The sequence below is a fragment of the Janthinobacterium sp. DSP2-3-3 genome (assembly GCF_049897325.1).
GTDB lineage: Bacteria > Pseudomonadota > Gammaproteobacteria > Burkholderiales > Burkholderiaceae_D > Janthinobacterium.
This window is the reverse complement of record NZ_JAFCWA010000019.1, coordinates 22,540-47,536: the sequence shown is the minus strand read 5'-3', so window position 1 is coordinate 47,536 and position 24,997 is coordinate 22,540. Positions and strand designations below refer to the sequence as shown.

The 24,997-nt window shown below is 62.6% G+C and carries 21 protein-coding genes; 8 read left to right on the top strand and 13 right to left on the bottom strand.

Features of this window, described 5'->3' with window-relative positions:
• Positions 1-27 precede the first annotated feature (27 nt).
• Together ACP7DE_RS26485 and ACP7DE_RS26480 are read right to left on the bottom strand one after the other, a co-directional pair.
• Positions 28-633 carry a glutathione S-transferase gene (locus ACP7DE_RS26485; RefSeq protein WP_426074895.1) on the bottom strand — a complete coding sequence of 202 codons (606 nt, stop codon included), beginning with the start codon at positions 631-633 and terminating at the stop codon, positions 28-30.
• 3 nt (positions 634-636) lie between these two features.
• Positions 637-1,488, bottom strand: a complete 852-nt coding sequence (locus ACP7DE_RS26480; RefSeq protein WP_426074894.1) for an alpha/beta fold hydrolase — start codon at positions 1,486-1,488, stop codon at positions 637-639.
• Positions 1,489-1,524: 36 nt separating this feature from the next.
• On the opposite strand from ACP7DE_RS26480, the gene ACP7DE_RS26475 reads away from it, so the two are divergent.
• Complete coding sequence (locus ACP7DE_RS26475) at positions 1,525-2,454, top strand: LysR family transcriptional regulator (RefSeq protein ID WP_426074893.1); 930 nt, start codon at positions 1,525-1,527, stop codon at positions 2,452-2,454.
• Positions 2,455-2,531: 77 nt separating this feature from the next.
• Here the strand turns inward: ACP7DE_RS26475 and ACP7DE_RS26470 are convergent, their stop codons facing one another.
• The 8 genes from ACP7DE_RS26470 to ACP7DE_RS26435 form a co-directional block, all read right to left on the bottom strand.
• The gene (locus tag ACP7DE_RS26470; protein WP_426074892.1) at positions 2,532-3,653 is read right to left on the bottom strand and encodes an ABC transporter permease; all 1,122 of its coding nucleotides are present in this window, start codon (positions 3,651-3,653) and stop codon (positions 2,532-2,534) included.
• Positions 3,650-4,831, bottom strand: coding sequence for an ABC transporter permease (locus tag ACP7DE_RS26465; RefSeq protein ID WP_426074891.1), 1,182 nt, complete (start codon positions 4,829-4,831; stop codon positions 3,650-3,652). The genes ACP7DE_RS26470 and ACP7DE_RS26465 overlap by 4 nt, the downstream gene beginning before the upstream one ends.
• A 6-nt stretch (positions 4,832-4,837) precedes the next feature.
• Positions 4,838-5,812: an HlyD family secretion protein gene (locus tag ACP7DE_RS26460; protein ID WP_426074890.1), complete on the bottom strand. Its 975-nt coding sequence runs from the start codon at positions 5,810-5,812 to the stop codon at positions 4,838-4,840.
• A gap of 2 nt (positions 5,813-5,814) precedes the next feature.
• Positions 5,815-7,233, bottom strand: coding sequence for a TolC family protein (locus ACP7DE_RS26455; protein ID WP_426074889.1), 1,419 nt, complete (start codon positions 7,231-7,233; stop codon positions 5,815-5,817).
• A gap of 178 nt (positions 7,234-7,411) precedes the next feature.
• Positions 7,412-9,022 carry a bifunctional aspartate transaminase/aspartate 4-decarboxylase gene (locus ACP7DE_RS26450; RefSeq protein ID WP_426074888.1) on the bottom strand — a complete coding sequence of 537 codons (1,611 nt, stop codon included), beginning with the start codon at positions 9,020-9,022 and terminating at the stop codon, positions 7,412-7,414.
• 80 nt (positions 9,023-9,102) lie between these two features.
• Positions 9,103-10,791 (bottom strand): aspartate-alanine antiporter, encoded by a 1,689-nt coding sequence (gene aspT, locus ACP7DE_RS26445; protein WP_426074887.1) that lies wholly within the window; start codon positions 10,789-10,791, stop codon positions 9,103-9,105.
• 44 nt (positions 10,792-10,835) lie between these two features.
• On the bottom strand, positions 10,836-12,614 hold the full coding sequence (gene aspT / locus ACP7DE_RS26440) for an aspartate-alanine antiporter (protein WP_426074886.1): 1,779 nt from the start codon (positions 12,612-12,614) through the stop codon (positions 10,836-10,838).
• 152 nt (positions 12,615-12,766) lie between these two features.
• On the bottom strand, positions 12,767-13,627 hold the full coding sequence (locus ACP7DE_RS26435; RefSeq protein WP_426074885.1) for a hypothetical protein: 861 nt from the start codon (positions 13,625-13,627) through the stop codon (positions 12,767-12,769).
• Between the two features lie 248 nt (positions 13,628-13,875).
• Here ACP7DE_RS26435 and ACP7DE_RS26430 point away from each other — a divergent pair, with 248 nt between their 5' ends.
• On the top strand, positions 13,876-14,139 hold the full coding sequence (locus ACP7DE_RS26430; RefSeq protein ID WP_426074884.1) for a heavy-metal-associated domain-containing protein: 264 nt from the start codon (positions 13,876-13,878) through the stop codon (positions 14,137-14,139).
• 38 nt (positions 14,140-14,177) lie between these two features.
• Here ACP7DE_RS26430 and ubiT read toward each other — a convergent pair whose 3' ends face one another.
• The 3 genes from ubiT to ubiU form a co-directional block, all read right to left on the bottom strand.
• The gene (gene ubiT, locus ACP7DE_RS26425) at positions 14,178-14,705 is read right to left on the bottom strand and encodes a ubiquinone anaerobic biosynthesis accessory factor UbiT (protein WP_426074882.1); all 528 of its coding nucleotides are present in this window, start codon (positions 14,703-14,705) and stop codon (positions 14,178-14,180) included.
• A gap of 20 nt (positions 14,706-14,725) precedes the next feature.
• The gene (ubiV, locus tag ACP7DE_RS26420) at positions 14,726-15,622 is read right to left on the bottom strand and encodes a ubiquinone anaerobic biosynthesis protein UbiV (RefSeq protein WP_426074881.1); all 897 of its coding nucleotides are present in this window, start codon (positions 15,620-15,622) and stop codon (positions 14,726-14,728) included.
• Between the two features lie 125 nt (positions 15,623-15,747).
• Positions 15,748-16,785 carry a ubiquinone anaerobic biosynthesis protein UbiU gene (ubiU, locus tag ACP7DE_RS26415; protein ID WP_426074880.1) on the bottom strand — a complete coding sequence of 346 codons (1,038 nt, stop codon included), beginning with the start codon at positions 16,783-16,785 and terminating at the stop codon, positions 15,748-15,750.
• Between the two features lie 160 nt (positions 16,786-16,945).
• Between ubiU and ACP7DE_RS26410 the strand changes: the two genes are divergently transcribed.
• From ACP7DE_RS26410 to ACP7DE_RS26385, 6 genes are all read left to right on the top strand, one after another.
• A complete protein-coding gene (locus ACP7DE_RS26410; protein WP_426074879.1) occupies positions 16,946-17,362 on the top strand; it encodes a hypothetical protein in 417 nt (138 codons plus the stop codon).
• A 118-nt stretch (positions 17,363-17,480) separates the two neighbouring features.
• Positions 17,481-19,229, top strand: a complete 1,749-nt coding sequence (locus ACP7DE_RS26405) for a ribonucleoside triphosphate reductase (RefSeq protein WP_426074878.1) — start codon at positions 17,481-17,483, stop codon at positions 19,227-19,229.
• Complete coding sequence (gene nrdD, locus ACP7DE_RS26400) at positions 19,226-19,426, top strand: anaerobic ribonucleoside-triphosphate reductase (protein WP_426074877.1); 201 nt, start codon at positions 19,226-19,228, stop codon at positions 19,424-19,426. The genes ACP7DE_RS26405 and nrdD overlap by 4 nt, the downstream gene beginning before the upstream one ends.
• On the top strand, positions 19,416-20,123 hold the full coding sequence (locus tag ACP7DE_RS26395; RefSeq protein ID WP_426074876.1) for an anaerobic ribonucleoside-triphosphate reductase activating protein: 708 nt from the start codon (positions 19,416-19,418) through the stop codon (positions 20,121-20,123). The genes nrdD and ACP7DE_RS26395 overlap by 11 nt, the downstream gene beginning before the upstream one ends.
• A 148-nt stretch (positions 20,124-20,271) precedes the next feature.
• Entirely contained in the window at positions 20,272-24,327 is a 4,056-nt protein-coding gene (locus ACP7DE_RS26390) for a Pls/PosA family non-ribosomal peptide synthetase (RefSeq protein ID WP_426074875.1), read from the top strand.
• A 9-nt stretch (positions 24,328-24,336) separates the two neighbouring features.
• Positions 24,337-24,864: a 4'-phosphopantetheinyl transferase family protein gene (locus tag ACP7DE_RS26385; RefSeq protein ID WP_426074874.1), complete on the top strand. Its 528-nt coding sequence runs from the start codon at positions 24,337-24,339 to the stop codon at positions 24,862-24,864.
• Positions 24,865-24,997: the final 133 nt, after the last annotated feature.

Here is a 24,997-nt window from a genome sequence, read left to right as displayed (position 1 = left end):
CTTGTTCGGATGGAAAGTATGTCGTGGTCAGCAAGCCATCCGAGTGGCAATAAACGCCGCTTGCTGCTCTGCCAGTGCCGTCAAGCTGGCCACTGCCGGATAATCGCCCGCCTCCAGTGCATCCGGCACCATCTGCTGGGTGAAGCTCCAGGCCACCGCAATGCTGATACCGGCAACACTCAGACAGTCCGGTGTTTCTTCTCGCACAGACACTTCCAACTGCCGCCAAGCCCCTTGCAGTTGCACCTGGACACGGTCCAGCCACGCCTGGTGCTGTTTTTCCTGGGGACGCAAGCGTCGTTCATACACGATCTGCACCGTTTTCTCACAGGCCGCCAGCGCAAAACCTGTCTGGCACAGCGCATGCAAGCGTGCCGGGCTTGGCCCCGGCATGATGCGGGGCGCCCCTGCTGCAAGTTCATCCAGATAAACAAGTATCAAGGTGGAGTCCATCAACACTTGCCCATCATCGGTAATCAGGGTCGGCGCCTTCACGGCCGGATTGATTTTTCTAAAGATGTCAAAGTCAGAAAAAACCGAGAGCGGCTGGTGTTCGTATGGCAGGCCCAGCACTTTCAGGCAAATAGCGACACGCCTGACGTAGGGAGAATCGAGCATTCCGATCAATACCATGATTTATATCCTTCCAATATCATTAACAAAATCAATCACTTGGGCAGCGACAGGCAATGGCACATCCTCCATCAGGAAATGCCCGGCCTCTTCGTAAAGGTGCAGCGTGGCACCGCGAATATCGCGCTGCAGGCGCCGTGCATAGGCCACTGCCTGCCACTCGTCTTCCATGCCCCATAAAATCTGCACCGGCAAGTCGAGCTGCGGTAATTTTTCGGCAAAGTCCCTGGTATAAGATGCGTCATAGTGAGCCACCTGATGCTGGTAAAAAGATGGTTGTCCCACCACGCCGCACAGCGGTTCCAGATAATGCTGCAGCGTCTCGCCCTGCATCCTGTCCTTGTGAAAAACGGCCATGCCGAGCTGGCGCAACATCGCACTGCGGTGTGCACTTGCCGGCATCAGCGCACACTGTGCGTAATCATCGCGCATGTGCTTCCAGGTGGGCGACGGCCAGGAGTCATAGCTGGGAATATCCGCAATGGTCAGGCTGAGCAAGCGCGTGGCATGTTCAAAGGCCAGCCGCAGCGAGATGGCCCCGCCGATATCGTGGCCGAACAGATGGGCCTTGGGCAATTGCCAGTGGTCGAGCAGCGCGGCCAGCACCGTCACCTGCGCGGCCACGGAGGTATCGCCGCGAACGGGACGCTCGGAGGCGCCAAAACCCAGCAGATCATACAAATGCACCTGGAACCCGGCACCGACAAATACCGGCACCAGTTCCCGCCAGATGCCACTGTGCGCTGGAGTGCCATGCACCAATACCAACGGTGTGCCAGCGCCATGGATGCCCGTCGCAATGCGGTAGCCGTTGATCAGGATGTGGCCGTTCAGCAATGGCTCGTAAATAGTCATCAGGTGTCCTCATTTTCAATTACTGCAGACTATCGCTTGACTGATAATGACACAAGTGACATTATTTTCACCTTGCTTGCAACTTTTGTCATACATAAAATGCCTATGCGCCTTTCTGTCGATGCCCTCCGTGTATTCAGAACGGTAGTGCAAACTGGCAATATGAGTCATGCCGCGTCTTTGCTCAATCTCAGCCAGTCTGCGGTGAGCTGGAAAATCAAGCGGCTTGAGCAGCAACTGGCGTGTCCGTTGCTGGCGCGCAGCGGCAAGCTGTTCGCCCCCACTGAAAAGGGCGCCGTGCTGCTGCAGCATGCGGTAAAAATTCTTGATGCGCACGATGACGCCATAGCCTATTTTTCGCCATCTGCGATGAGAGGCCGGCTGCGCATAGGAGTGACGGAACAGATTTCACTGGCTGAAGTCTGCGCGGTCCTCTCACTGTTTTCGCATCACCATCCAAAAGTGGACGTGCAACTCATCATTGAACAGAGCCACCTTCTGCGCCAGCACTTTACCGACGGCGATCTGGATATCATCTTGCACCAGGATTTTGCCGACATGGCGTCCCCCTCTGACAGGCTGTTATGGCAGGAAAAATTACACTGGTGTAACGCCACAGCAGAGCAGAGCCTGGCCGGCGAACCCATCAAATTGATCACCTATGGTCCGCAGTGCTTTTATCGCCGACTTGCCGAGGAAAAGCTGGGCGGAGTCGGCATGGCCTGGAGCGTGAGCCTGGAGTGCCCTTCGATGGCAGGCATGCTGACTGCGATCGCCAGCGGGCTGGGGGTGGGGATCATGAATGAACGTAATCTCGGCAATACCGTACGGCGGCATGCGGCGCTGGAACATATTGCCCCGCTCCCCCGTGTCGCCAGCCTGATGCGGGCAAGCGAAAAGCATCCTGACCCGGCGCGTGATGTTTTCTGCAAGATGCTGATGGCAGCATTCCAAAAAACGGCATGAAAGCAGGGGCGTCTTGCGCCGGCGCCCTGAGAGCCATCAAACGCGATGGATAAGCGGAACAGGCGCCAATGGAAGCGCTACGCCATGCGCCAGCGCCGCCATCCCAGCGCCAGGCACAGCACCAGCAAGCCCAGCAAGCCCGCCACTTCATGACGGATTTCATACAGCGAAGCGCCCATTTGATTGAGCGCGACGAAGCCCTGGATGCCGGCCGTGGATGGCAGCAGCCAGCGCAGCCATTGCAGCACGACGGGCATGGACGACACGGGCCAGGTCAGGCCTGCCAGGAACAGCACCGGCATTGAAGTGGCGATCATCAGCTGCGTGCCCCGTTCACGCGTGCGGAACAGCATGCCCAGCAGCATGCCGAAGGCTGCTTCCGCCAGAGAGAACAGTACCAGCAGCAAGAGCATGCCGCCAAAATTGCCGCCACGGGGGTAATCCTGGAACCAGAAGACGAAACCAAAGAAATAGCAGCAGTTGAGGAACGCCACGCAGGCAAACGCCAGCAGCATGCCCGCATAGCCGCCGACCGTGCGCTTGCCCGCCAGGGGGAAACTCTTGCGCTGGTACCATGTACCGAACAGCATGGTCATGCCGATCAGCAAGGTCTGCTGCACAATCAGGGTGGCCACGCCCGGCACGACATAGGCGCCATAGCCTTCCTTGACGTTAAACAGGGGTACGGCATCGAAGGCGATGGGCGAGCGCTGCTGGTTGGCCTGGATGGTGGACGGCGTGCCCGCAGCCAAACGCTTGAGTTCTATACCGGCCGACACGGTGCCCACCACTTCGGCCAGGCCGTTCAGGGCCACCTTGTTCAGCATCAAATACAAGCCATTGCCCGCCACCTGCGCGTGGGCGGCGCGGCCGGCCAGCACGTCCGTCTGCAAGCCGTCGGGGAGGATCAATACGCCCATGACTTGGTCGCGCCACAATAAATCTTGCGCGACGGGTAAATCCGGCGTGACAGCGATCACCTGCAGCGACGGATGCGCCATGGCAAAGCGCGTCAACTGGCGCGACATGGCGCTGCGGTCCTGGTCGACGACCGCCACGGGCACGCGCTGGACGATTTCCGTCGAATACGGCAGCGGATAGAAGAAGGAATAGATGATGCCGCCGATGAACAGCAAGGTCAGTGCGCCCTTGTCCGTCAGCATGGCGCGCCAGGTGGCGAGAAAGGCCGGCCACATCATGTGCGCCCCCAGGCGGCCGGGGCATTTGCGCGGCGCGCCAGCAAGAATACGCCCACGGCGCCGCAGCCGATGGCGATACCGGCCAATATCAGCATTTCCTGTACCCCATAGCGCCACGGTGCACCAGCCAGCCAGTATTTCGTTTGCAGTTGCAGATAATGCGTGAGCGGCAAGGCTTCCGCCCAGGCGCGGGCCGGCGCCGGCATGGCCATCAAGGGAAATGCCTGGCCCGCAAAGGCGAAGGCCGGCGCCGTGATGAAGGCGGCGCCCGACAAGGCCAAACGCAGGGACAGGGTGGCGGCGATCAGCAAGGTGGCCAGGCCACAGTAGGCGAGCACCAGCAACAGCATGCTCAGCAGCAAGGCCGGCAAGCTGCCCGCGACGGCCCAGCCTCGCGCCAGGCTGAAGAACAGCAAATACAGCAGCGCCAGCGCACAGTAAGCAATGAGGGGAAACAGCAGCTTGGCGCCAACGGCGCGCAGCCAGCTGCCATGGGCCGAAGCCAGCCATTGCGGCACGGTGCCGTCGCGCAATTCACGCCCGATGGAGGTGACGACGGCAACGACGATGAATATCTGCAGCATGGCCGGCATCAGGGCCAACGTCAAAAACGCTTCATAGCTGATGTTTTCATTGTATAAACTATTCAGGGTGGTGCGGATCGGTTCGAACTGGGCCGCCGCCTGCACGCCCGACATGCCCTTTTTCACGCGCGCCGTCATCTCGATGCCGGCCGACAAGGTCGTGCTGACCGTGCGCACGTCGCGCAGCAAGGCGCCCGCGTGCGAAGAAAACTGTGCGTTGTACAGCCATTGCACGGTGGCTTGCCGGCCACCCAGCAGTTTCTGTTCGAAATCGTTGGGGATCAGCAGATAGCCAAACGCCGTGCGCTCGCGCAGCCGGCGCAGGGCTTCATCGCTGGACGCCACTTTCGCCGCCACCTCGATGCCGGGCGAGGCGTCGAGCCAGCGCGTCAGCTGGCGTGACAGGGTGGAGTTATCGTTATCGATGATGACGATGGGCAAGTCGCGCGCGATGCCGGCCGAAAAAATCAGCCACAACATGCCGCACAGCACGAGGGGAATCCAGCTGAGCATGCCCATGTCCCAGAAGTCGCCGCGCAAGCGCCGCCACTCGCGTGCCAGCGCCGCCGGCTGTTCTTTGTCAATCTCACTCATTGGCTATCAGAGCGGTGGAAACACGACCGACATACCCGGACGCAAGCCCTCGACCTTGATGGCGGGGCGCAAACGGATTTCAAACGTGCGCAAGTCTGTACCGCCCGGGCGGGCAGCGCGCCACGTGGCGAAGTCCGGCAGCACGGCCACGGAGCTGACCTTGAAACTCAGTTGCTGCTTGAGTGCCGGCACATTGGCCGTATGCGTGCTGCCCATGGCAAACGCTGCCATGTCATCTTCGCGCACTTGCAGCACGGCCCAGGCGTCATCAAGGTTCACCAAAGTGATTACGGGGAAACCTTGCGGCGCCAGTTCACCGGGCTGTATCTGGATCTTGCTGACCTGCCCGGCCACCGGCGCGGCGATCTTCGTTTCGGCCAGGGCGATCTGCGCTTCCGTCAGCACGGCGCCCACCTGGCGCGCCTGAGCGGCGGCGGCCGTCTTGTCTTCCGGACGGGCGCCTTTTTGCGCCATGTCATACTGCGCGCGTGCAGCTTGCGCCAGCTGGTCGGCGGCGCGCCATTGCGCTTGCGCCTCGTCACGTTTCTGCTGGGCGATCACGCCTTGCTCGAACATATTGTTGACGCGGGTATAGGTGGTTTTGGCGATGGTCGCCCCCGTTTGCGCCCGCTCCCAGTTGGCTTTCGCGGCGGCGACTTCTTCCGGACGCGCACCCGCTTGCGCCTTTTGCGCCACGGCATCAGCCGCTTGCGTGGCGGCCGTCGCTTGCGCGATCTTCGCATCCACTTCCGGACTCGTCAGCTGGAACAATACCTGGCCTTTCGGCACCGTCTGGCCCAGCTTGACGTACAGCTCGCCCACCCTGCCCGGCACTTTCGACGAGACATTGACTTCCTGCGCGTCCATCTGTCCCTGCAAAGGCAGGCGCTGCGGCTGGAACGCCTGGTACAGGCCCCAGCCCACAAAGGCCAGCACGATGACTGCGGCGACTATGGCCAATGGTTTTTTGAAAGTACTCATTATTATTTGTCCACAGGTAATTGGATGTCGGCCGCTGCGGCCAGGCTGCCCAGGCGCTGCGTCTCGCCCGTTGCTTCCAGCAAATGCGCCAGCCCCATCACATAGTTATAGGCTGTCTGCGCGCGCTGGGTCTCGATTTTCGCCAGGTTCAGGCGCGCGTCGACCACTTCCAGCGACGTCACTTGCCCTTGTTGGAAGGCCACTGTTTGCAAACGGATATTTTCGCGTGCCAGCTCCACCGAAGACGCCGTGGACAGATACTGAATGCGGGCGTTTTCCAGCGCACGCCAGTTCTTCTCGATCAGGGTGGGAATGTCGCGCTCGGCCTGGCGCGCCACTACTTCCACCCGCTCCTGGTCGAGTTTGGCGGCGGCGATCATCCTGCCTGTATTGATGCGGTGCACGAGCGGCACGGACACGACCAGGCCGATGGCCCAGTTCGAGCGCACGAGCTGGCCGCGATTCAAATTGTAGTTACCGATGGCAAAGACGGTGGGCGCGTATTCCTTGCCGTGCAGCTTCAAGGCTTGCTCTGCTTGCACGCGCTTGCTATCGATCTTTTTCCAGTTTGCATTTTCGCGCATGCCCGTGCTGATGAACGATTGCAAGGTGCCGACCGGCAAACTGTTGACGAACAGCGGCGTGCTGGGGCGTACTTGCGTGTTAACGGCAAGCAAACGGTCAAGCGCCACTTGCGCAATTTCCTCATCGCTGCGCGCCTGCGCTTCCTCGCTGCGGGCGCCGTCCAGGGCCACGTCGGCACGCAGGCGTTCCGCACGCGAAATCAGGCCGCCCTTTTCCAGCTTCGCCGCGTCACGCTGGTGCTGCGTCACGCCGGCCGTCACGTCGGCCCGCACGGCCACCACGCGCTTGGCCAGCAGCAATTGAAAATAGCGCTGCGCCACCAAGGTGGCTAGCTGCTCTTCCGCCTCAGTGCGCTCGGCTTGCGCGGCCAGGGTCAGGCTGGAAGCGAGGCCCTTGACGGCGTCCAGGCGCCCGCCCGTGTAGATGGGCCACATGCCCAGCAAGCCGAACGAGGTCAAATCCGTCACCACTTCGCGGTTCAGGGAATTGGGAATATGTGGCGTGGGCAAGCCGGGAATCGGCGGCAACACCGATCCGATGCCGCCCACCACGCCGGACAAGCCGCTGGTATCGATACTCAAATCCGTCGACAAGCGGCCGCGAAACGCCGTCAAGTCCACCGAAGGGCCATCGATATTCGACAAGGCTTCCGCCTTCAGTGTTTTTGCGCGCACGTCGAGCGCGGCGCCCTGCACGGCGCCCGAGGCGGCTGCCGCTTGCTGCAGCGCTTCGCTAAAGCTCAGCGGTGCGCCAGCCGGCATCTGCGCCTGGGCGGGCATGGCGGCGCCCAGCGCGCTCGCCAGCAATAATGATAAGTGTTCTTGCAATCTGCCCATGTAGCGTCCAGTCAATGAATGAGGGGAAAGCACGGGGTTGCCATGTTTATACTTTCACAATAGCAATTATATCCACGGATGTCTATTCCAGCCTGCACTATTGGTTACTGGGCCTGACACATAAAAACGGGCGCCTCTTGCGGAGCGCCCGTTTTACGCAGAGTAAGCGGCTAGCGATTTACTTCTTCGCCTTCTTGCCGCCCTTCTCCTTTTCCTTTTCAAACACGGCGAAGAACTCGGACGCCATGCTGCGGATGGCGCGGCCGATGTTGGCGTAATCGTATTCGTTCAGGTTGGCCAGCGAGACGCGGCCGGAAGGATGCGTGGTGCCGAAACCGCGGCCAGGCAACAGGATGACGCCCGTTTCCTCTGCCAGGCGGAACAGCGCTTCGTTCGGTTTCAGCTTTTTCAGCAGCCATTGCGAAAACTCCACGCCATGCATCTGCGCGGCCAAGGACTCCATGTCCAGCAAGTGGTAGTAGCGCACGGAATTGGCGTCGTGCACCATCGGCAAGCCCAGTTCGCGGTACAGCGCTTCCTTGCGGCGCAGCACGATGCGTTTCATCGACTGCTTGTACTTTTGCTCTTCATCCATCAGCGAGAACAGGGAGAACAAGGTCATCTGCGCCTGCACGGGTGTGGACAGGCCGGCCGTGTGGTTCAGCGCCACCGTGCGGCTGTCAGCCACCAGGCGGTCAATGAATTTCAGCTGGCGCGGCTCGGTCGTGATGGAATGGTAGCGCGCGTCCAGCTGCTTCTTGATGGTTTCCGGCAACTTGGCAATCTTGTCGTCAAGCACATTGTTTTCATGCGTGGCGACCACGCCCATGCGCCAGCCCGTCGCGCCGAAGTATTTCGAAAACGAGTACACGAGGATGGTGTTGAACGGGCAAATGGCGAACAGCGAGACGAAATTGTCGGCAAACGTGCCATACACGTCATCGGTGAGGATGATAAGGTCGGGGCGCTTCTTGATGATCTTGGCGATGTATTCCAGGGTTTCATCGTCGATCTTGACGGATGGCGGATTGCTGGGGTTGACAAGGAAGAAAGCTTTCACTTTCGGATCGAGCAGCTTGTCCAGCTCTTTCTTGGTGAATTGCCAATTGTTCGATTGCGGCGCATCGATATGCACGGTGTTCAGCTTGTAATCATTGAGCTGGGGAATTTCGATGTACGGCGTGAAGATCGGCATGCCCAGGGCAATCGTGTCGCCTTCCTGGATGATGTGGTTCGACTTCAGGCTGGCGAACAGATACGTCATGGCCGCCGTGCCTCCTTCGACGGCGTACATGTCGAAGTTGCCGACGAAGGGATGGTCGCCGATCATTTCGCGGTGAATATACTGGCCGACGATTTTCTCGGACAGGCGCAGCATGCGGTCCGGCACGGGATAGTTGCAGCCGAGGATGGCTTCACACATCTCATAGATGAAGTCGCCCGCGCTCAGGCCCAGCTGGTCGCGCACATACGACACGGCCGCCTCGATGAAATGCACGCCTGGGTTGCCCTCGTGTTTGCGCACGAAAATTTCAAAGCGCGCCTCGATGCCGTCGCGCGTGGGGAAACCGCCCACGTCTTCCATGTACACATACGAACGCTCCGCTTCCGTCATGGCGAACTGGCCGAACTGGAAGAAGCCATGGCGTGGCGTGGTCGCCAGGAAATTCGGGTTGCCGCGGCCCGCATTGAGCATCAGGCGGTTGCTTTGCTTGGCCGTCTGGATCAGCGCATCCTTCAATTCGAATGGGCTCAACAGGGCGAGTTTGGCGGGGTTACTGAAATCCATTTTTGCTACTCCTTATAGAATCACAATGTTCAGGGTCTTGCAAAGGGTCTTGCAAAGAGCTCTTGCAAATGCATGCAGACTCAGACGAAGGCCACAATCAGCGGCCCCAGCAAGGTCAGGAAAACGTTGGCCAAGGCATACGTGATGGCAAACGGCACGGTGGGAATCGAGTTTTGCGCCGCATTCAGCACTTCGCCGAAGGCGGGATTGGCGCTGCGCGAGCCGGACAAGGCACCGGCGAAAACGGCCACGTTGTCATAACGCAAAATGTAGCGGCCGATCAGCATGGTCAAGATCATCGGCAAGATGGTGACCACCACGCCCACGCCAAACAGGGTCAGGCCATGTTCGCGCACGGTTTGCACGGCTTGCAGGCCTGACGTGAGGCCGACGACGGCGACGAAACCGGCCAGGCCCAGGTCTTTCAGAATTTGCACGGCGCCGCTGGGCATGTAGCCGAAGGTTTGGCGCTTGGCGCGGAACCAACCGAATACCAGGCCCGACAGCAGCACGCCGCCGCCGCTGCCCAGGGTCAGAGGAATCGAGCCGATGCGCGCCACCAGCAAGCCCACCAGCAAGCCGACGACGAGGCCGGCGCCCATGTAGACGAAGTCCGTCTTGGCGCTCGGTACGATCATGTAACCCACTTCGGCCGCCACGCGCTTGACATCTTGCTCGGCGCCATAAATGGTCACCACGTCGCCCGTCTGCACCACGGTTTCTGATTGCATGGGCAATATCTTGCCCATACGGCTCAGCTGCACGACAAAGATGCCGTGGCGCACGCCCGGCGCCGTGCCGCTGCGGATTTCACCCACCGTCTTGTTATGGTAAGCCTTGTTGGTCAGCACCATGTCGCGGCGCTGCATCACCAGTTCCATGCCTTCGACGGCAAGCAATTCCTTGCCCAGCTGGGAAGAGACGCTGAGCATGGCTTCGCGCCTGCCCACCAGCAGGACGACATCGTCGGCCGCCAGCACCAGGTCCGGACTGACGTCGATGATCTGACCATTGCGCTTGACGCGCTCGATGGTGATGGCCGTGTTCGGATGGGCACTTTCGATTTCCGCCACTGAGCGCCCGGCCCCCGGGCCGACGTCGTAGATGCGGCCGATCAGGTCCGGCGCGGCCGGCGTCTGGCCCGGCCCCAGCACCTGCACGCCCGCCTGCAGCGCTGTTTCCGCCTTGATCGCATCTTCGCGGATGGTGCGTTTCATCAGTTTCGGCAAGATATTGACGCAGACGATGATGGCGCCAAACGAGCCGAACACATACGTCACGGCATAGCCGACGGCTACGTTGCCCTGCAATCGCGCCACCTCGTCGGCCGCCAGGCCCAGCTTGGTGATCGCGTCGCCGGCCGTGCCGATGATGGCCGACTGCGTCAAGCCGCCCGCCGCCACGCCGGCCGCCAGGCCCTTGTCCAGGCCGAAGACCTTGGCCATGATGACCACCGTCAGCAACGCCGTCACGGCCAGCACCACGGCCAGGATGATTTCGCGCACCGACTGGCGGCCCAGGGAATTGAAAAACTGCGGTCCGCTTTCATAGCCAACCGCGTAAATGAACAGGGCGAACAGCACTGACTTGACGCCGGGATCGATGGCGACGCCTACCTGGCTGACGAGTACCGCCACCAGGAGTGAACCGGCGACCCCGCCCAGCTGAAACGAGCCGAACTTGATCTTGCCGATGTAGTAGCCCACTGCCAGGGAGAGAAACAAGGCAATTTCAGGCGACTTCTTGAATAACTCATGCAACCATTCCATACAGACCGCCTTTCGTGTTGAAGGAATTCTTTACTACCTGTGCCTCATGCGTGGACGGAGCCGGCCAGGGCCACGATGAGCGGTCCCAGCAGAGGCAGCACCACGTTCGAGATGGCATACGTAATCGTGTACCCCAACAGGGGTGTCGAGTTGCCGGCCGCGTTCTGCACGGCCGACAGGGCCGGCGTGCTGCACTGCTGGCCGGCGATGGCACCCAGCAACACGGGCGCTTCCAGCTTGAGGAAAAAGTGACCTACCAGCAAGGAGAGCGAGGCGGGAATGACGGCGATCAAGACCCCCATCAGCGGCAGCGACAGCCCGTACTGGCGGATCAGATCGATCGCCTGCGGTCCGGAGGCCAGGCCCACGCAGGCGATGAAGGTGGCCAGGCCGATATCTTTCATCATGTCGAGCGCGCTGGGATGAATACCCGGCATGCCCGGCTTTCTCGCCTGGTACCAGCCGAACACCAGGCCCGTCAGCAAGGCGCCGCCGCCCGTGCCCAGCGAAAAGGGAATGCCGCCCAGCTTGGCGGTAAAGCCGCCGATATACACACCGAGCACGATGCCGATGCTGGCGTAGACGATGTTGCTGCGCGCACCCGAGGGCACGCGCTTGCCGATGGCGGCCAGCGCCGTGTTCAGATCGCGCCCTTCCGTCGTGCCATACAGGCGCAGCACGTCGTCGCGCTGCAAGGCCAGGTCCGGCAGGGGCGGCATGCTGTGCTCGCCACGGACGACGGCCGCCACATGCACGCCGGAAGGCAAGGCCAACTGGCGCAGGGGCTGGCCAACGAGGCCCGCCTGCTGCAGCACCACTTCGACGGCAGAAACGGCCATGTTCAAGCCTGTCGTGTCAGCAAATTCCTCGCCCAGGATAGCTTCAGCCGCCACCAACGCGGGCCGGTGGCCGATCACCAGCACTTCGTCGTTGTTGCGCAGGCGCAGTGCGGGTTCCATAGGCAATACCTTGCCATGCCGGCGCACGCGCGTGATACTGGCGCGGCCCGCAAAAATATGCTGCAAGGCATCGAGACGACGTCCCGCGCCACGGCTGATACGGTAAGCGCGGCCCACCATTTCCGGCGTCGCCTGCACCCCGTCGCCATCGGTCTGCGCGCCGCCCATCTTTTCCCACAATTTATCAGCTTCCTCGCGCAGGTTGACACGCAACAACAGCGGAAAAATCTGGCTGGTGACGATGACAATGGCGATCAGGCCGAAGATGTAGGTGATGGAATACGCGGTGACCACGTTGGCCTGCAGCTCGGCGATGCGGGCGGCCGGCAAGGCCAGCTTGGAAATGGCGTCCGTGGCCGTGCCGACGACGGCAGATTCCGTCGCCGCGCCCGCCATCATGCCGGCCGCCGTGCCCTGGTCAAGACCGAGGAAACGCGTGGCCAGCAGCACCAGTGCCAGCACCACCACCACTTCGATCAAGCACAACAGGCCCAGGCGCAAGCCCTTGGCGTTGAGGTTGGCAAAAAATTGGGGACCGCCCGCATAGCCGAGGGCAAAAATGAACAGCATGAAGAAGACATTCTTGACGCTGGCGTCCAGGGTGATGCCCAGCTGGCCGATCAGCAGCGCGGCGATCAGGGTGCCGCACACGCCACCGAGCTGGATGGGGCCGAAGCGTATCTGCCCTATCGCATAGCCGAGCGCCAGCGCCAGGAACAGGGCCAATTCTGGCACTTGGTGCAATACTGACGTGATCGAATCGAGCATGGACGAACCTTCGAAAAGATAACGGATGGTTACAAGGATGGCTGGCCGCAGCTGGCTGTTGAACGCGCGCACAGTGTCCTGCACGCCAGCTGCCATGGCGCCTTGTGCGGGTAAAATCTTGCAAAGTAGAATTATGTTCGGCGAAAACTTTATAAGTGTCAACAGGTGTTCTGTTGAACTCGCATTGCGTTTCATCAAACATCCTGCGCACGATTGAAGAGGTGGTTTGACACCGATCAATAAAACCACTAGTAATGATGTGGACGATACCAAAGTGCCTTGCGCGCCAGCGGCGTCTCCTCCGGCAAGTCAGGATTGGCCAGCTCCAGCACGTACCGATGGGACAGCTTCAGGCCATCTGCGAGACGGCCAAAATAGTGCTGAAACAGCTGCGCGAAACTGCCATCGGCGAGCATGCTTTCCAGTCCGATTTCAATGTGGCGTGCCAGTTCCGGCCGGTGCCTGCCGACAAAAAAATACAGCGCGGCCGGGTAGCGGATGACCAGGTGGGCATCGAGCGCCAGCGGCAATTGCGCATGGCTGGCCAGTTCGCTTTGCGCCTCGATCACGGAACGGGGAAAGTAATCGATGCGCCCTGCCGCCAGTTGTTGGAACAGGCCTTCGTAGGTGCTCGAGGTATCGAGGCGCAAGCCATTCGCTTGCAGGATGGCGGAGTCGGGCCAGTCGCGCATCTGGCCGGCAGACAGCCGCGCCAGGGCGGCTATGCTGCGTACGGCGCGCAGCAACTGCGGCTGGCGCGCCTGGATCAGGGCCACGCGCCAACCGATCAGCCCACGGTCGATGGGGATGCGCACCGGCAGCAATTGCGTTTCGCGCACACGGCTCGTCATGGCCCACACGACATCGACGCTGCCCGACGCCGTGGCGATTTCCTGCATGGCGCGCGTCTGCACCATGCGCAGTGCGGAACGGCGCAAGGCATACGCCCGGCCCGAACGCGCCAGCGCCAGTTGTAGCAAAGCCGTCACGTAGCCTTGCTGCGGATCATTGAGTGCCTGGTGGCGCGGATACACGAGCGGCAACGGCGTGCCGGCGGCCGCGCCGAATGGCCACAGGCCGGCAAGCATAAGCAGAGGGCGGCGTTGCATGGCCCCTCCTTTCCAGCGCTTTCATCAGCGTTCTTATCAGAATGACAGTATCGCGCAGCACGCCACACTTGTCGACTGGAATAAGGAAACTGTGTATAAAACAACAGCAGTTCCAGGCTATCTTGGAGAGAGGGAATTAATCCAGATCAATAAAACCGCAAATAGAAAATAAATCTTGCGTGCTGCTCTGGACGGCATGCGCGCCCCTCGCCTACGCTGTTTTTTTATTTGAAAAACAAGAGGAACCCATGCAAACAGCGCGCTTAAATATTATCGGTATGGATCACGAAGGCTGCGCCGACAGGTTGACGGGCGCGCTCGAAGCCGTCTCGGGCGTGGCCACCGTATGCGTCTCGCTGGCGCGCCACGGCGCCACGGTGCAATTTGACGAACGGCTGGCTACGCAAGAGCGCCTGCTGGCGGCCGTTAACGACGCCGGTTTCATGGGCGAGTCCTCCGATGAAGAACAACTGCCGTCCTGCAGCGGCGCCTGCGGCCACTGCCGCCACTGAACGCTTGCTCCAGCCCTTCTCCGCTCCCCCTGCTCCGCTCAGCCTTCCCGCGCGCCCCGGTCGCGCAGATGCGCCAGCACGCGGCGCGGTCCCAGCGCCTGTAAATCGAACGGCGGCAGTTCGATGGCGTCGAGCGTATTCTTGAACAGCAGCCCCAGCTCCGTATCGCCTTCCAGACTCAAACGACGGCTGAAGAACAGCGTGTCAGGATCTTCCTGGCGCCGCGCCAGCAGCATCAAGTCATGCACGCTGGCGGCGATGCACAGGTCCGGCACGTCCACATAGCGCTCGGCCACGAACACCGTGCCCTGCCACTCGAAATCGAAGGCGATGCCCGCATCGAGCAAGCGCAGGCGCAGGCTGCGCCCCTCCAGGCTGCGCCGCACATCGTCGGGCAATTGCGGCGCCAGCAGGCGGTTCAAGCCTTGCACGAACAGCCAGGAGGCGGGATACGGCGGCAGCTTGGACAGCAATTCGGCCAGCGGTTCGGGCAATCGGTACGACATGGCGGCCTTGCTCATGGCGGGCTTGGCCGGGACGGGCAATCTGTCCAGTTGATCTTGCATAGTGCTTCCTTTCGATGGGTTCAATGAGCGGCGTGCTGTTCCATGCCGGGCTGGCCGTGCCAGTAGCCGTCACAGGCACCGGCCGGCTGGCAAGCCGCCAGCTGGGCCTGAGCGCCAACGCCGCTAACCTGGCCGCGGCGGGCGCGGTCGAAGATGGCGATGACTTGCTCCGTATGCATGGCCTGCGGACTGATGCGCGCCGCCGCCACGCCCATGTCGCGCATGGCGTCGAGTTCGCGCACCAGGTTGTAGACCAGGGCCGACTGCGTCTGCGTGCCATTCAGTACCAGGAACGGCACTTCGTCGCGCGTGCGCAGCAGCAGGCCGTCCGGTTCTTCCAGGCAACTGTAGCCGCAGTCGTCCTTCGGCAGGTTGCGGTTGCGCGCCGTGAAGCAGCGCGCGGAAAACGCCAGTGGCATGCGGCCATAGGCGAACACTTCCGTCTCCAGCCCTTCCGGTTTCTGGCGCTGCATCTCGGCCAGCGCCGCCTGTCCCATTTCCAGCGGCATCACCCAGCGCCGCGCACCCAGGCGCACCAGCAGTTGCAGGCTGGGGCCATTGAACAGGTTCAGGTGGGGGCCGGCGACAAAGGGCGCGCCCTTTTCCATGCAGTGCACGGCGCCCATGTCGTTGGCCTCGACCGTATAGCGGCCATTGCCCGTGATGCGGCGCAGGGTCGCCAGTTCGGCGCCCGCCTCGATCAGCGCCTGCGTCGACAGCACCACTTCCTTGCCGGCAGCGGCCAGCATGTCGGCGATATCGAGCCAGTCGGCCAGGCGCAGTTCATGCCGGCGCGAGCAGACGGTTTCGCCCAGATACACGATATCGACGGCGGTGCCGGCGATCTGCTGGTAAAACTCGAAGACGGTGGCGCGCGGCCAGTAGTACAGCAAAGGACCCAACGATAGTTTTAGCATGCCTTTTCCAGTATGTTTAAGTGACAAAACCGTAGCGAGCGGCTCGCGGCGAGGCCGAGAAGCGCAGCCGTGCTCAAGCACGGTGAGCATCGCAGGCCGCGCCCCGGGACGCGCAGTAGGTTTTGCTATTTCCAGGAGCGATGGTAGGCGCCGAGTGTGTGCTGCTGGCCCTCGGCCAGCTTGTCCATGGCCGCCATCCAGCCCGGCTTGACGGCGTAGCGCGGTTTGCCTTCGCGGCAGGCGTCGATCGCTTCGCGCCACACGCGCGTGACCTGCGCCACGTAGGCGGGACTGCGCTGGCGGCCTTCGATTTTCACGGCACGCACGCCCATGGCGATCAGTTGCGGCAGCAGCGCCAAGGTATTCAGGCTGGCCGGCTCCTCGATCGCGTAATACTCTTCGTCATTGACTTCGAAACGCCCCTTGCACAGGGTGGGATAGCTGGCGTTTTCACCGGGCGCGTAGCGGTCGATCAGCACGCCGTTCAGGCGCGACTCCAGACCGTTCGGCGTTTCCAGCCAGCGCACGGCCTTGGCCGGCGAGCACACGCCGTGCGTATTTGGCGCCTCGCCCGTCGCATACGAGGACAAGGCGCAGCGCCCTTCTACCATCACGCACAGGCTGCCGAAGCCGAACACTTCAATCTCCACCTCCGTCTTGCTGATCAGTTGCTCCACCTGCGCCATCGACAGCACGCGCGGCAGCACGGCGCGGGCGATGCCGAAGTGCTCGTGATAGAAGTTGATCGCTTCATAATTCGTGGCCGAGCCCTGCACGGACAGGTGCAGGCGCAGCTGCGGCTGGTGCTGCGCCGCGTAGGCCATCAGGCCAGGATCGGCAACGATCATGGCGTCGATGCCCGCCGCGGCGGCACGGTCGATGGCGCTGCGCCACACGGCCCAGTTGTGCGGCTGCGGATAGGTATTCAGCGCCAGCAGCACCTTGCGTCCGTATTGGTGGGCATAGCGCACGCCCTCGGCGATGGCCTTCTCGTCAAAATTGAGGCCGGCGAAATTGCGCGCATTGGTGGCGTCTCGAAAGCCCAGGTAAACGGTATCGGCGCCATTGTCGACGGCCGCTTTCAGGGCAGGCAGGCTGCCGGCGGGGCAGACCAGTTCCAGCGGTCCGGCCACGCGGGTGGCGGTAGTTGATTCAAGCATCATGATATTCACAGTCCTGTATCGGCTCAGGCTGCAGACTATAGCCCCGCCCATATGCCCAGTCGTTGACGCAGGTGAAGGAATGCATGCATGGCTGGCGCACCTTCAACTTGCTTGACCTGGCTGTAAAATGCCTGTCTTTCCTCCTGTTTAAATGCCCACCATGACCCGCAAACCGCTGCTGATTTTCCTTCTGACCCTGTTCCTCACCGCGCTGCAAGTGCAGTGGGCCGGCCCGGCCGATGGCGATAACGCAGGGACCATCTCCATGCTGTCGCCGGAAGTGCTGGGCGCCTATCCGGGCGTACTGCTGCTGTTCCTGCTGGCCGTGTTCGCGCGCCGCCAATTGCCGCTGCTGCGTCAGGCCGCCATCTGCACGGGCCTGCTGGCCATCTACTGGCTGCTGGCGAACTACGCCACCTTTGATGCGCGCGTGGCCAGCTGGAGCACCTATTCGCCGCTGGAAATCTGGACCCACGTACTGCCCGCCTCCGTCGCCAGCATCGCCGCCTGTGGCGCCGCGTTCTTTTGCGCGAGCTGGCTGATCTTGCGCGAAACGCGCTGGAATAAAACCGGCTGAGGTGTATTTTTCACCTGGATCAAGGATACGCGAATCGCTTGCACGCCCCCTTTGACGGCACTACATTTAGTAGATAACCTTCATAAAAACACCGCATGTTGTGTTTATTGGAGGTTTCATGACGACGAATGCAGTTCCCCCCACACGCGGCCAGGTCGATGTCGCCGCGTCCATCAATGAATACCTGGAACGGCGCGACTGGCGCGTCAACGCCAACGCCAACCAGGGGTATTCCCTGGGTGGCCTGATCCTCAATGTGTCGGGCAAGGTCATCGCCAATTACTGGCTGGACCAGGTGTATCCGCCGGAGGTGGGCGCGGCACACCGCGAAGCGGCGCTGCACATCCACGACCTCGACATGCTGGCCGGCTATTGCGCCGGCTGGTCGCTGCGCACCCTGCTGCATGAAGGCTTGAATGGCGTGCCGGGCAAGATCGAATCGGGCCCGCCGAAACACATGTCGAGCGCCATCGGCCAGATCGTCAATTTCCTCGGCACCCTGCAAAACGAGTGGGCCGGCGCGCAGGCGTTCAGCTCCTTCGACACTTACATGGCACCCTACATCCGCAAGGACAGCCTGCGCTACGAAGACGTGCGCCAGTACATGCAGGAGCTGATCTTCAACCTCAACGTGCCATCGCGCTGGGGCACGCAGACGCCGTTCACCAACCTCACTTTTGACTGGGTCTGCCCGGACGACCTGCGCGAGCAGATTCCCGTCATCGCCGGCCAGGAGATGGACTTCAGCTATGGCGAGCTGCAGGCGGAGATGGACATGATCAACCGCGCATATATCGAGATCATGATGGCGGGCGACGCCAAGGGCCGCGTCTTCACCTTCCCCATCCCCACCTACAATATCACCGAGGATTTCGACTGGCATAGCGAAAATGCGGAACGCCTGTTCGAGATGACGGCCCGCTACGGCCTGCCCTACTTCCAGAATTTCATCAATTCGGAACTCAAGCCGAACATGATCCGCTCCATGTGCTGCCGCTTGCAACTGGACTTGCGCGAACTGCTGAAACGAGGCAATGGCCTGTTCGGTTCCGCCGAGCAGACGGGCTCCCTGGGCGTGGTCACCATCAACTGCGCGCGCCTGGGCCACCTGTGGCGCGGCGACGAAGCGGCACTGCTGGCCGACCTGGACCGCCTGCTGGAACTGGGGAAAGTCAGTCTGGAAATCAAGCGCCGCACCATCGAAGAACTGATGCAGCAAGGCTTGTTCCCTTACACGAAACGCTACCTGGGCACCCTGCGCAATCACTTTTCCACCCTGGGGGTGAACGGCATCAACGAAATGATCCGCAATTTCAGCGGCGACGCTTACGACATCACGTCCGCCGAAGGCCATGCGCTGGCGATACGCCTGCTCGACCACGTGCGCGCCCGCATGGTGGCATTCCAGGAAGAGACGGGCCACATGTACAACCTGGAAGCGACACCGGCCGAGGGCACCACGTACCGCTTCGCCCGCGAAGACCGCAAGCGCTATCCGGCCATCCTGCAAGCCGGCACGGTCGATAATCCGTATTACACGAACTCGTCGCAACTGCCCGTGGGCCACACGGACGACCCGTTCGAGGCACTGGAATTGCAAGATGCGCTGCAGCGCAAGTACACGGGCGGCACGGTACTGCACCTGTACATGACGGAAGCACTGTCGGACGCCAACGCCTGCCGCGAACTGGTGAAACGCGCGTTGAGCCGCTTCTCGCTGCCCTACATCACCGTCACGCCCACGTTTTCCATCTGCCTGCGCCACGGCTACCTGGCCGGAAAACACGAATTCTGCCCCACCTGCGACGCGGAACTGATCGCCCGCAAGCAAGCCCACCCTGCTCCATCACTTGAGGAAACACCATGAACGCACGTCCCGACGTTACTCCCGCCATCACCCTGCTCGACACCGAACGCCAGCGCTGCGAAATCTGGACCCGCGTGATGGGCTATCACCGCCCTGTCGCCTCGTTCAACATCGGCAAGCAGGGCGAATTCCATGAACGCCAGTATTTTACGGAAGCGAGCGCCCGGCTTGGCCAGCCCGCCTGCCATGGCGGCTGATTTGAAAGTGGGCGGCCTGACGCCCTTTTCCGCCACCGACTACCCGGGCAAGCTGGCGGCCGTGGTGTTCGTGCAGGGCTGCCCCTGGCGTTGCGGCTATTGCCACAATCCGCACTTGCAGGCGCGCACGCCGGAAGGCGCCATGCCCTGGCAGGACGTCTTGACCTGGCTGCGCCGCCGCGTGGGCCTGGTCGACGCCGTCGTCTTCAGCGGCGGCGAAGCCTGCATGGACCCGGCACTGGCGCGCGCCATGCGCGATGTCAAGGCGCTGGGTTTCGGCATCGGCCTGCATACGGCCTGCATCTATCCGCAGCGCCTGCAGGAAGTGCTGCCCCTGGTCGATTGGGTCGGCTTCGACATCAAGGCGCCGTTTGCCGACTATCGTCTTGTGACCCGCGTGGCCGGCAGCGGCGAACCCGCGCGCGCCTGCCTGGACGCTATCCTCGCCAGCGGCGTCGCTTACGAATGCCGCACCACCACCCACCCGGACTTGCTGCCGGACGAACAGTTGCTGGCCCTGGCCACCACCCTGGCCGCGAAGGGCGTCGATAACTACGTGCTGCAGCAGTTCCGCGCCGAAGGCTGCGCGGATGCGGCGCTGGTCGGCCACCCCCTGCATGGTTATCCGGCGGCGAGCACTGTGGCGCAAATCGGCGCCATGTTTCCGCGTTTTACATTCCGTAATCATGGCAGTTGAACCTGCAGCCACATAATTGCTGAAAACCCCGCGAAATTCCCCGTTCTGCAACGCTGAAATATCTTGCGTGCTGTACTGTATCAACTGTGCTGTGCACCATGCGCAGCCCGTCAGATTCCTCACACCGCACTACAGATAAGCGTCATCCATGAACGATTTCACCGCAGTCAGCCCAGGCATCCCTTCCACCCACGCCGACATCCTGTACGGCCCGCCGCGACCGGATCTGCTACGCGAGGAAGTGCTGGCCGACCTGCTGGAGGCAACGGCCCGCCGCTGCCCGCAGCAGATCGCGCTGATCGATGGCGAGCGCCGCATCACGTATGCCGAACTCGATGCGCAGGCGGGCCTGGCCGCGTCGCGCCTGGTGGCGGCCGGCGTCAAGCCCGGCGACATCGTGGGCCTGTGGCTACCGCGCGGCGCTCCTCTATTGCTGATGCAGGCAGCGATTGCCAAGGCGGGCGCCGCCTGGCTGCCCGTCGATGAAGACACGCCCGTGGAACGCCTGCAAGTATGCCTCGATGACGCCAATGGCGCTGGCGTCGTCAGCTGCGCGCAGTTCGCGCCGCGCCTGTTTGATGCCGGCGTCAAGCGCCCCGTGTGGACGGCGGAAAGCTTGCTGGCCCCCGCCGCGCAGGGCGAACACCTGCCCGCGCGCGGTGCCGTGCTGCCCGAACACCCGGCCTATGTGATCTACACATCGGGTTCCACGGGCAAACCCAAGGGCATCCTGATCAATCAACGCAGCATTTGCCACTTCCTGCGCAGCGAAAACGCCGTGCTGGAAGTCACGCAAGACGACACCGTCTATCAGGGCTTTTCCGTCGCCTTCGACATGTCGTTCGAGGAAATCTGGATCGCCTACCTGGTGGGCGCCACCCTGTGGCTGGGACCCAAGGATATCTCGGGCGACCCGGAAGCGTTGCCGCGCGCGCTGGCAGCCAATCACGTCACCGTACTGCACGCAGTGCCGACATTGCTGGCCCTGTTCGCCGAGGAAGTGCCCAGCCTGCGCCTGATCAACCTGGGCGGCGAGATGTGCCCGGAATCCCTGGTCGAACGCTGGTCGCGCCCGGGCCGCGCCATGTTCAACACCTATGGCCCCACGGAAGCGACCGTGTCGTGCAGCCTGGCGCGCCTGCGGCCCGGTGAACCCGTCACCATCGGCACGCCGCTGCCCAACTATGGCTTGCTGGTGTTGCAGGTGGCCGAGCCAAGTGAAAACCGTCCCCTGGCCCTGTTGGCGCGCGGCGAAACGGGTGAGCTATGCATCATCGGCCCCGGCCTGGCCGAGGGTTACCTGGGCCGGCCCGACCTGACGGTGGAAAAATTCCTGCCCAACCCGTGGGCGACAAGCGAAGATGACGCGCGCCTGTACCGCACGGGCGACCTGGCGCGCATCGATGGCGACGGCCAGGTGCTGTGCCTGGGCCGCGCCGACGACCAGGTGAAAATTCGCGGCTTCCGCGTGGAACTGGGCGAAATCGAAGCCGTGCTGGCGCAGCAGGCGGGCGTGGGCACGGTGGCCGTATTGTTGCGCAAGGATGACGGCATCGACCAGCTGGTGGCGTATATTGTCGGTAGCGACGAGGCGAGCGACGACGCCCTGGCCGCGAAAACCTTGCGCGCAGCCTTGAACCTGCACTTGCCGCCGTATATGGTGCCTGGCCGTTTTGAATTGCTACCGCTGATGCCGCGCCTGACCTCGGGAAAAATTGACAGGAAGGCCTTGAAAGCCATGCCCCTGTCCGCGCCGCCGGCCGGCGAGGCGGGCGAATCGGACGTGCCGGAAACGCCGGCCGAAGCAGCGCTGTTCGCGGCCCTGGTCAAGCTGTTCCCCGGCCAGGCGATTTTGCGCCAGCTCGATTTCTTCAGCGACCTCGGTGGCCACTCCTTCCTGGCCGCGCGCCTGGCGTCCGCCCTGCGCGCCGATCCGGCCTACGCCCATATGACGGTGCGCGACATTTATCACAATCGCCAGATCGGCAAGATCGCCGCCGTGCTGAACGAAGTGCCTGCGCTGGCCACGCCGGAGGCGGAGTGGACGCCGCCATCGGCCCTGAAGCGCTGGATCTGCGGCGCCGCCCAGGCGGCTGCCGTGCCGGGCCTCGTCACCCTGCGCATGGCGCAGTGGATGGCGCCCTTCTTCACCTATCATTTCTTCACGGGCGACACGGGCGACACCGTGCCGCGCGCCATCGCCGCCTCCATCGGCGTGTTCCTGCTGGCGACTTTGGCCGAATTTGCCATTGCGATTGCCGGCAAGTGGCTGATTGCCGGGCGTTTGAAGCCGGGCAGCTATCCGCTGTGGGGTGTCACCTATTACCGCTGGTGGCTGGCCGACCGCCTGGTCGAATCGGCGCCCGCCTACCTGCTCAGTGGCTCGTCCCTGAATAGCTGGTGGCTGCGCGCGCTGGGCGCGAAAGTGGGTAAGGAAGTGGTCATCGGCTCGATGACCCTGCGCGCGCCCGACCTGCTGTCCATCGGCGACAACGTCAGCGTGGGCAATGCCGTCAACTTTGAAAACGCCCGCGTGGAACGCGGCCGCTTGCTGCTGGGCCAGATCAGCATCGGCGACGATGCCTGCATCAGCTCTTACGCTATCCTGGAAGGCAATACCAAGGTGGACGCCTTCGGCCACCTGGAAGGCCAGTCGGCGCTGGCCGACGGCGTGGCCGTGCCGGCGGGCCGGGTCTGGACCGGCTCGCCCGCGCGCGACATCGGCCCCTACGATCCCGCCCGCCAGCCACCGCGCCCCGCCGTCTCGCGCTTGCGCCTGACGGGCGAAACCCTGTTCTTCTGCTTCGGCATGGTCTTGATCGCCGTGCTGTTCTTCATGCCCGTCTTCCCCAGCTTCGTGCTGATCGACTGGTTCGACGAGCGCGAAATGATGCCGTGGCTGCAGGGCCGCGACGTGACGACCCAACTGGCCCGCTACTTCCTGCTGGCCTTCCCCGCCAGCGCCGTGCTGATCGTGCTGACCGCCCTGCTGTCGGCCGCCATCCGCTGGGGCGCACTGCCCCGTTTGAAGCCGGGCAGCTCGCCCGTGCACAGCAATATCTATTGCGCCAAGTGGCTGGTCAGCCATATCCAGGAATCGAGCCTGAACGTCCTGCATGGCATTTACGCTACCGTGTACGCGCCCTACTGGTACCGCCTGCTGGGCGCCAAGGTGGGCAAGGGCGCCGAGATTTCCACGGCGCTGGGCGTAGTGCCCGACATGCTGACCCTGGGCGACGACACCTTCATCGCCGATGCAGTCATGCTGGGCGACGAGCAGATCGACGGCGGCTGGATGACCATGCGCCCTACCGTCATCTCGCACCGCAGCTTTGTCGGCAACGGCAGCTATATCCCGGATGGCACCGTGCTGCCCGAGCATGTGCTGATCGGCGTGCACACGCATGCGCCGCGCAATGAACAGATGCACAGCGGCGATACCTGGCTGGGCTCTCCGCCCATGCATCTGCCCGCGCGCGAGCAGGTCAGCGGCTTTGCCGAGCACCTGACCTTCAAGCCGTCCTTGCTGCGCCGCCTGGGCCGCAGCCTGATCGAAGCGTTCCGCATCGTCGCGCCGCACGCGGTGGTGATCGCCGTCGGCTACACCCTGGTGCTGGACGTGATGCCGATTGCGGGGGCGGGGCGCTGGGGCGAAGTGGTGAGCGACCTGGCCATCGCCGGCCTGGCTTACGGCATCGGCAATTTCCTCGTCGTCGTGCTGTTCAAGTGGCTGCTGCTGGGACGCTACCGCAAGCACGCGGCGCCCATGTGGACGCCGTTCGTGTGGATTTCGGAAGGCGTGACCAACCTGTACGAAGGCATCGCCGTGCCCAACTTCATGCGCTACCTGCGCGGCACGCCGTGGCTGCCGCTGGCCTTCCGCCTCTTCGGCTGCAAGATCGGCCGCGGCGTCTACATGGACACGACCGACATCACGGAATTCGACTGCGTGCACATCGGCGACTATAGCGAACTGAATGCCCTGACCTGCCCGCAGACGCATTTGTTCGAAGACCGCGTGATGAAGATCGACCACGTGGAGATCGGCCAGCGCGTCTACATGGGCCCGCGCAGCTCCGTGCTGTACAGCGCCAAGGTGGGCGACAATGCGCGCCTGGGACCGTTGACCCTGGTGATGAAGGGCGAACACATCCCCGCCGGCAGCAACTGGGCCGGCTGCCCGGCGGCGCCGCTGCGCAACTGATCGCATCTGATGACTCGTACGGTTTTCTGGTCGGGGGATGGCTTGCTGGTGATCGGTATTGTGCCGCCGCCGTCCCGCATGGAAGCGCGCGTGCGCCTGCGCCAGGCCGTGCGCGAGGCGGCGGCGCAATGGCTGAAGCTGGACATCAAGGCGATCTCGGTGGAATCAACGCCGGGCGCCCCTCCTCGTTTGCTGCTGGCAGGACGCGCGGCGGGCCTATCGTTCAGCCACGACGAGGGACTGTCGCTGGCCGCCATCGGCCTGCATGGCGCCGTCGGCATCGACGTGATGCGGGTGCAGGACATTCCCGACTGGTTCATTCTGGCGCGCGACTACTTGGGGCCGCAGGTGGTGCAGGAACTGGCCGCCTGCCCTGCCGCCCTGCGCCCGGCAGCGCTGGCACAGGCGTGGACGGCGCGCGAAGCGGCGCTCAAGTGCGCGGGCTTGCCGCTGGCGGAGTGGGACGGGGCAACGCCGGCTTGCCGCTTGCATGCCTTGACCTTGCCTGCGCCGCATGTGGCGACCCTGGCATATTAATCTTCCTTGCCTTTGCCGCTACGGCTACCGCCGATCTGGACGAAAATCAGTTTTACGATAATACTGACGAGTAATCCCAGCACCCCGATCAATTCCAGCATGGTCTTTCCTTTGCAGTGACAGCAGACCAGGC

Excerpts from the sequence above, each read along its gene's own strand:
- ACP7DE_RS26485 (WP_426074895.1), bottom strand. The coding sequence starts at position 633 with ATGGTATTGATCGGAATGCTCGATTCTCCCTACGTCAGGCGTGTCGCT.
- ACP7DE_RS26480 (WP_426074894.1), bottom strand. The coding sequence starts at position 1,488 with ATGACTATTTACGAGCCATTGCTGAACGGCCACATCCTGATCAACGGC.
- ACP7DE_RS26470 (WP_426074892.1), bottom strand. The coding sequence starts at position 3,653 with ATGATGTGGCCGGCCTTTCTCGCCACCTGGCGCGCCATGCTGACGGAC.
- ACP7DE_RS26465 (WP_426074891.1), bottom strand. The coding sequence starts at position 4,831 with ATGAGTGAGATTGACAAAGAACAGCCGGCGGCGCTGGCACGCGAGTGG.
- ACP7DE_RS26460 (WP_426074890.1), bottom strand. The coding sequence starts at position 5,812 with ATGAGTACTTTCAAAAAACCATTGGCCATAGTCGCCGCAGTCATCGTG.
- ACP7DE_RS26455 (WP_426074889.1), bottom strand. The coding sequence starts at position 7,233 with ATGGGCAGATTGCAAGAACACTTATCATTATTGCTGGCGAGCGCGCTG.
- ACP7DE_RS26450 (WP_426074888.1), bottom strand. The coding sequence starts at position 9,022 with ATGGATTTCAGTAACCCCGCCAAACTCGCCCTGTTGAGCCCATTCGAA.
- aspT (WP_426074887.1), bottom strand. The coding sequence starts at position 10,791 with ATGGAATGGTTGCATGAGTTATTCAAGAAGTCGCCTGAAATTGCCTTG.
- aspT (WP_426074886.1), bottom strand. The coding sequence starts at position 12,614 with ATGGCAGCTGGCGTGCAGGACACTGTGCGCGCGTTCAACAGCCAGCTG.
- ACP7DE_RS26435 (WP_426074885.1), bottom strand. The coding sequence starts at position 13,627 with ATGCAACGCCGCCCTCTGCTTATGCTTGCCGGCCTGTGGCCATTCGGC.
- ACP7DE_RS26430 (WP_426074884.1), top strand. The coding sequence starts at position 13,876 with ATGCAAACAGCGCGCTTAAATATTATCGGTATGGATCACGAAGGCTGC.
- ubiT (WP_426074882.1), bottom strand. The coding sequence starts at position 14,705 with ATGCAAGATCAACTGGACAGATTGCCCGTCCCGGCCAAGCCCGCCATG.
- ubiV (WP_426074881.1), bottom strand. The coding sequence starts at position 15,622 with ATGCTAAAACTATCGTTGGGTCCTTTGCTGTACTACTGGCCGCGCGCC.
- ubiU (WP_426074880.1), bottom strand. The coding sequence starts at position 16,785 with ATGATGCTTGAATCAACTACCGCCACCCGCGTGGCCGGACCGCTGGAA.
- ACP7DE_RS26410 (WP_426074879.1), top strand. The coding sequence starts at position 16,946 with ATGACCCGCAAACCGCTGCTGATTTTCCTTCTGACCCTGTTCCTCACC.
- ACP7DE_RS26405 (WP_426074878.1), top strand. The coding sequence starts at position 17,481 with ATGACGACGAATGCAGTTCCCCCCACACGCGGCCAGGTCGATGTCGCC.
- nrdD (WP_426074877.1), top strand. The coding sequence starts at position 19,226 with ATGAACGCACGTCCCGACGTTACTCCCGCCATCACCCTGCTCGACACC.
- ACP7DE_RS26395 (WP_426074876.1), top strand. The coding sequence starts at position 19,416 with ATGGCGGCTGATTTGAAAGTGGGCGGCCTGACGCCCTTTTCCGCCACC.
- ACP7DE_RS26390 (WP_426074875.1), top strand. The coding sequence starts at position 20,272 with ATGAACGATTTCACCGCAGTCAGCCCAGGCATCCCTTCCACCCACGCC.
- ACP7DE_RS26385 (WP_426074874.1), top strand. The coding sequence starts at position 24,337 with ATGACTCGTACGGTTTTCTGGTCGGGGGATGGCTTGCTGGTGATCGGT.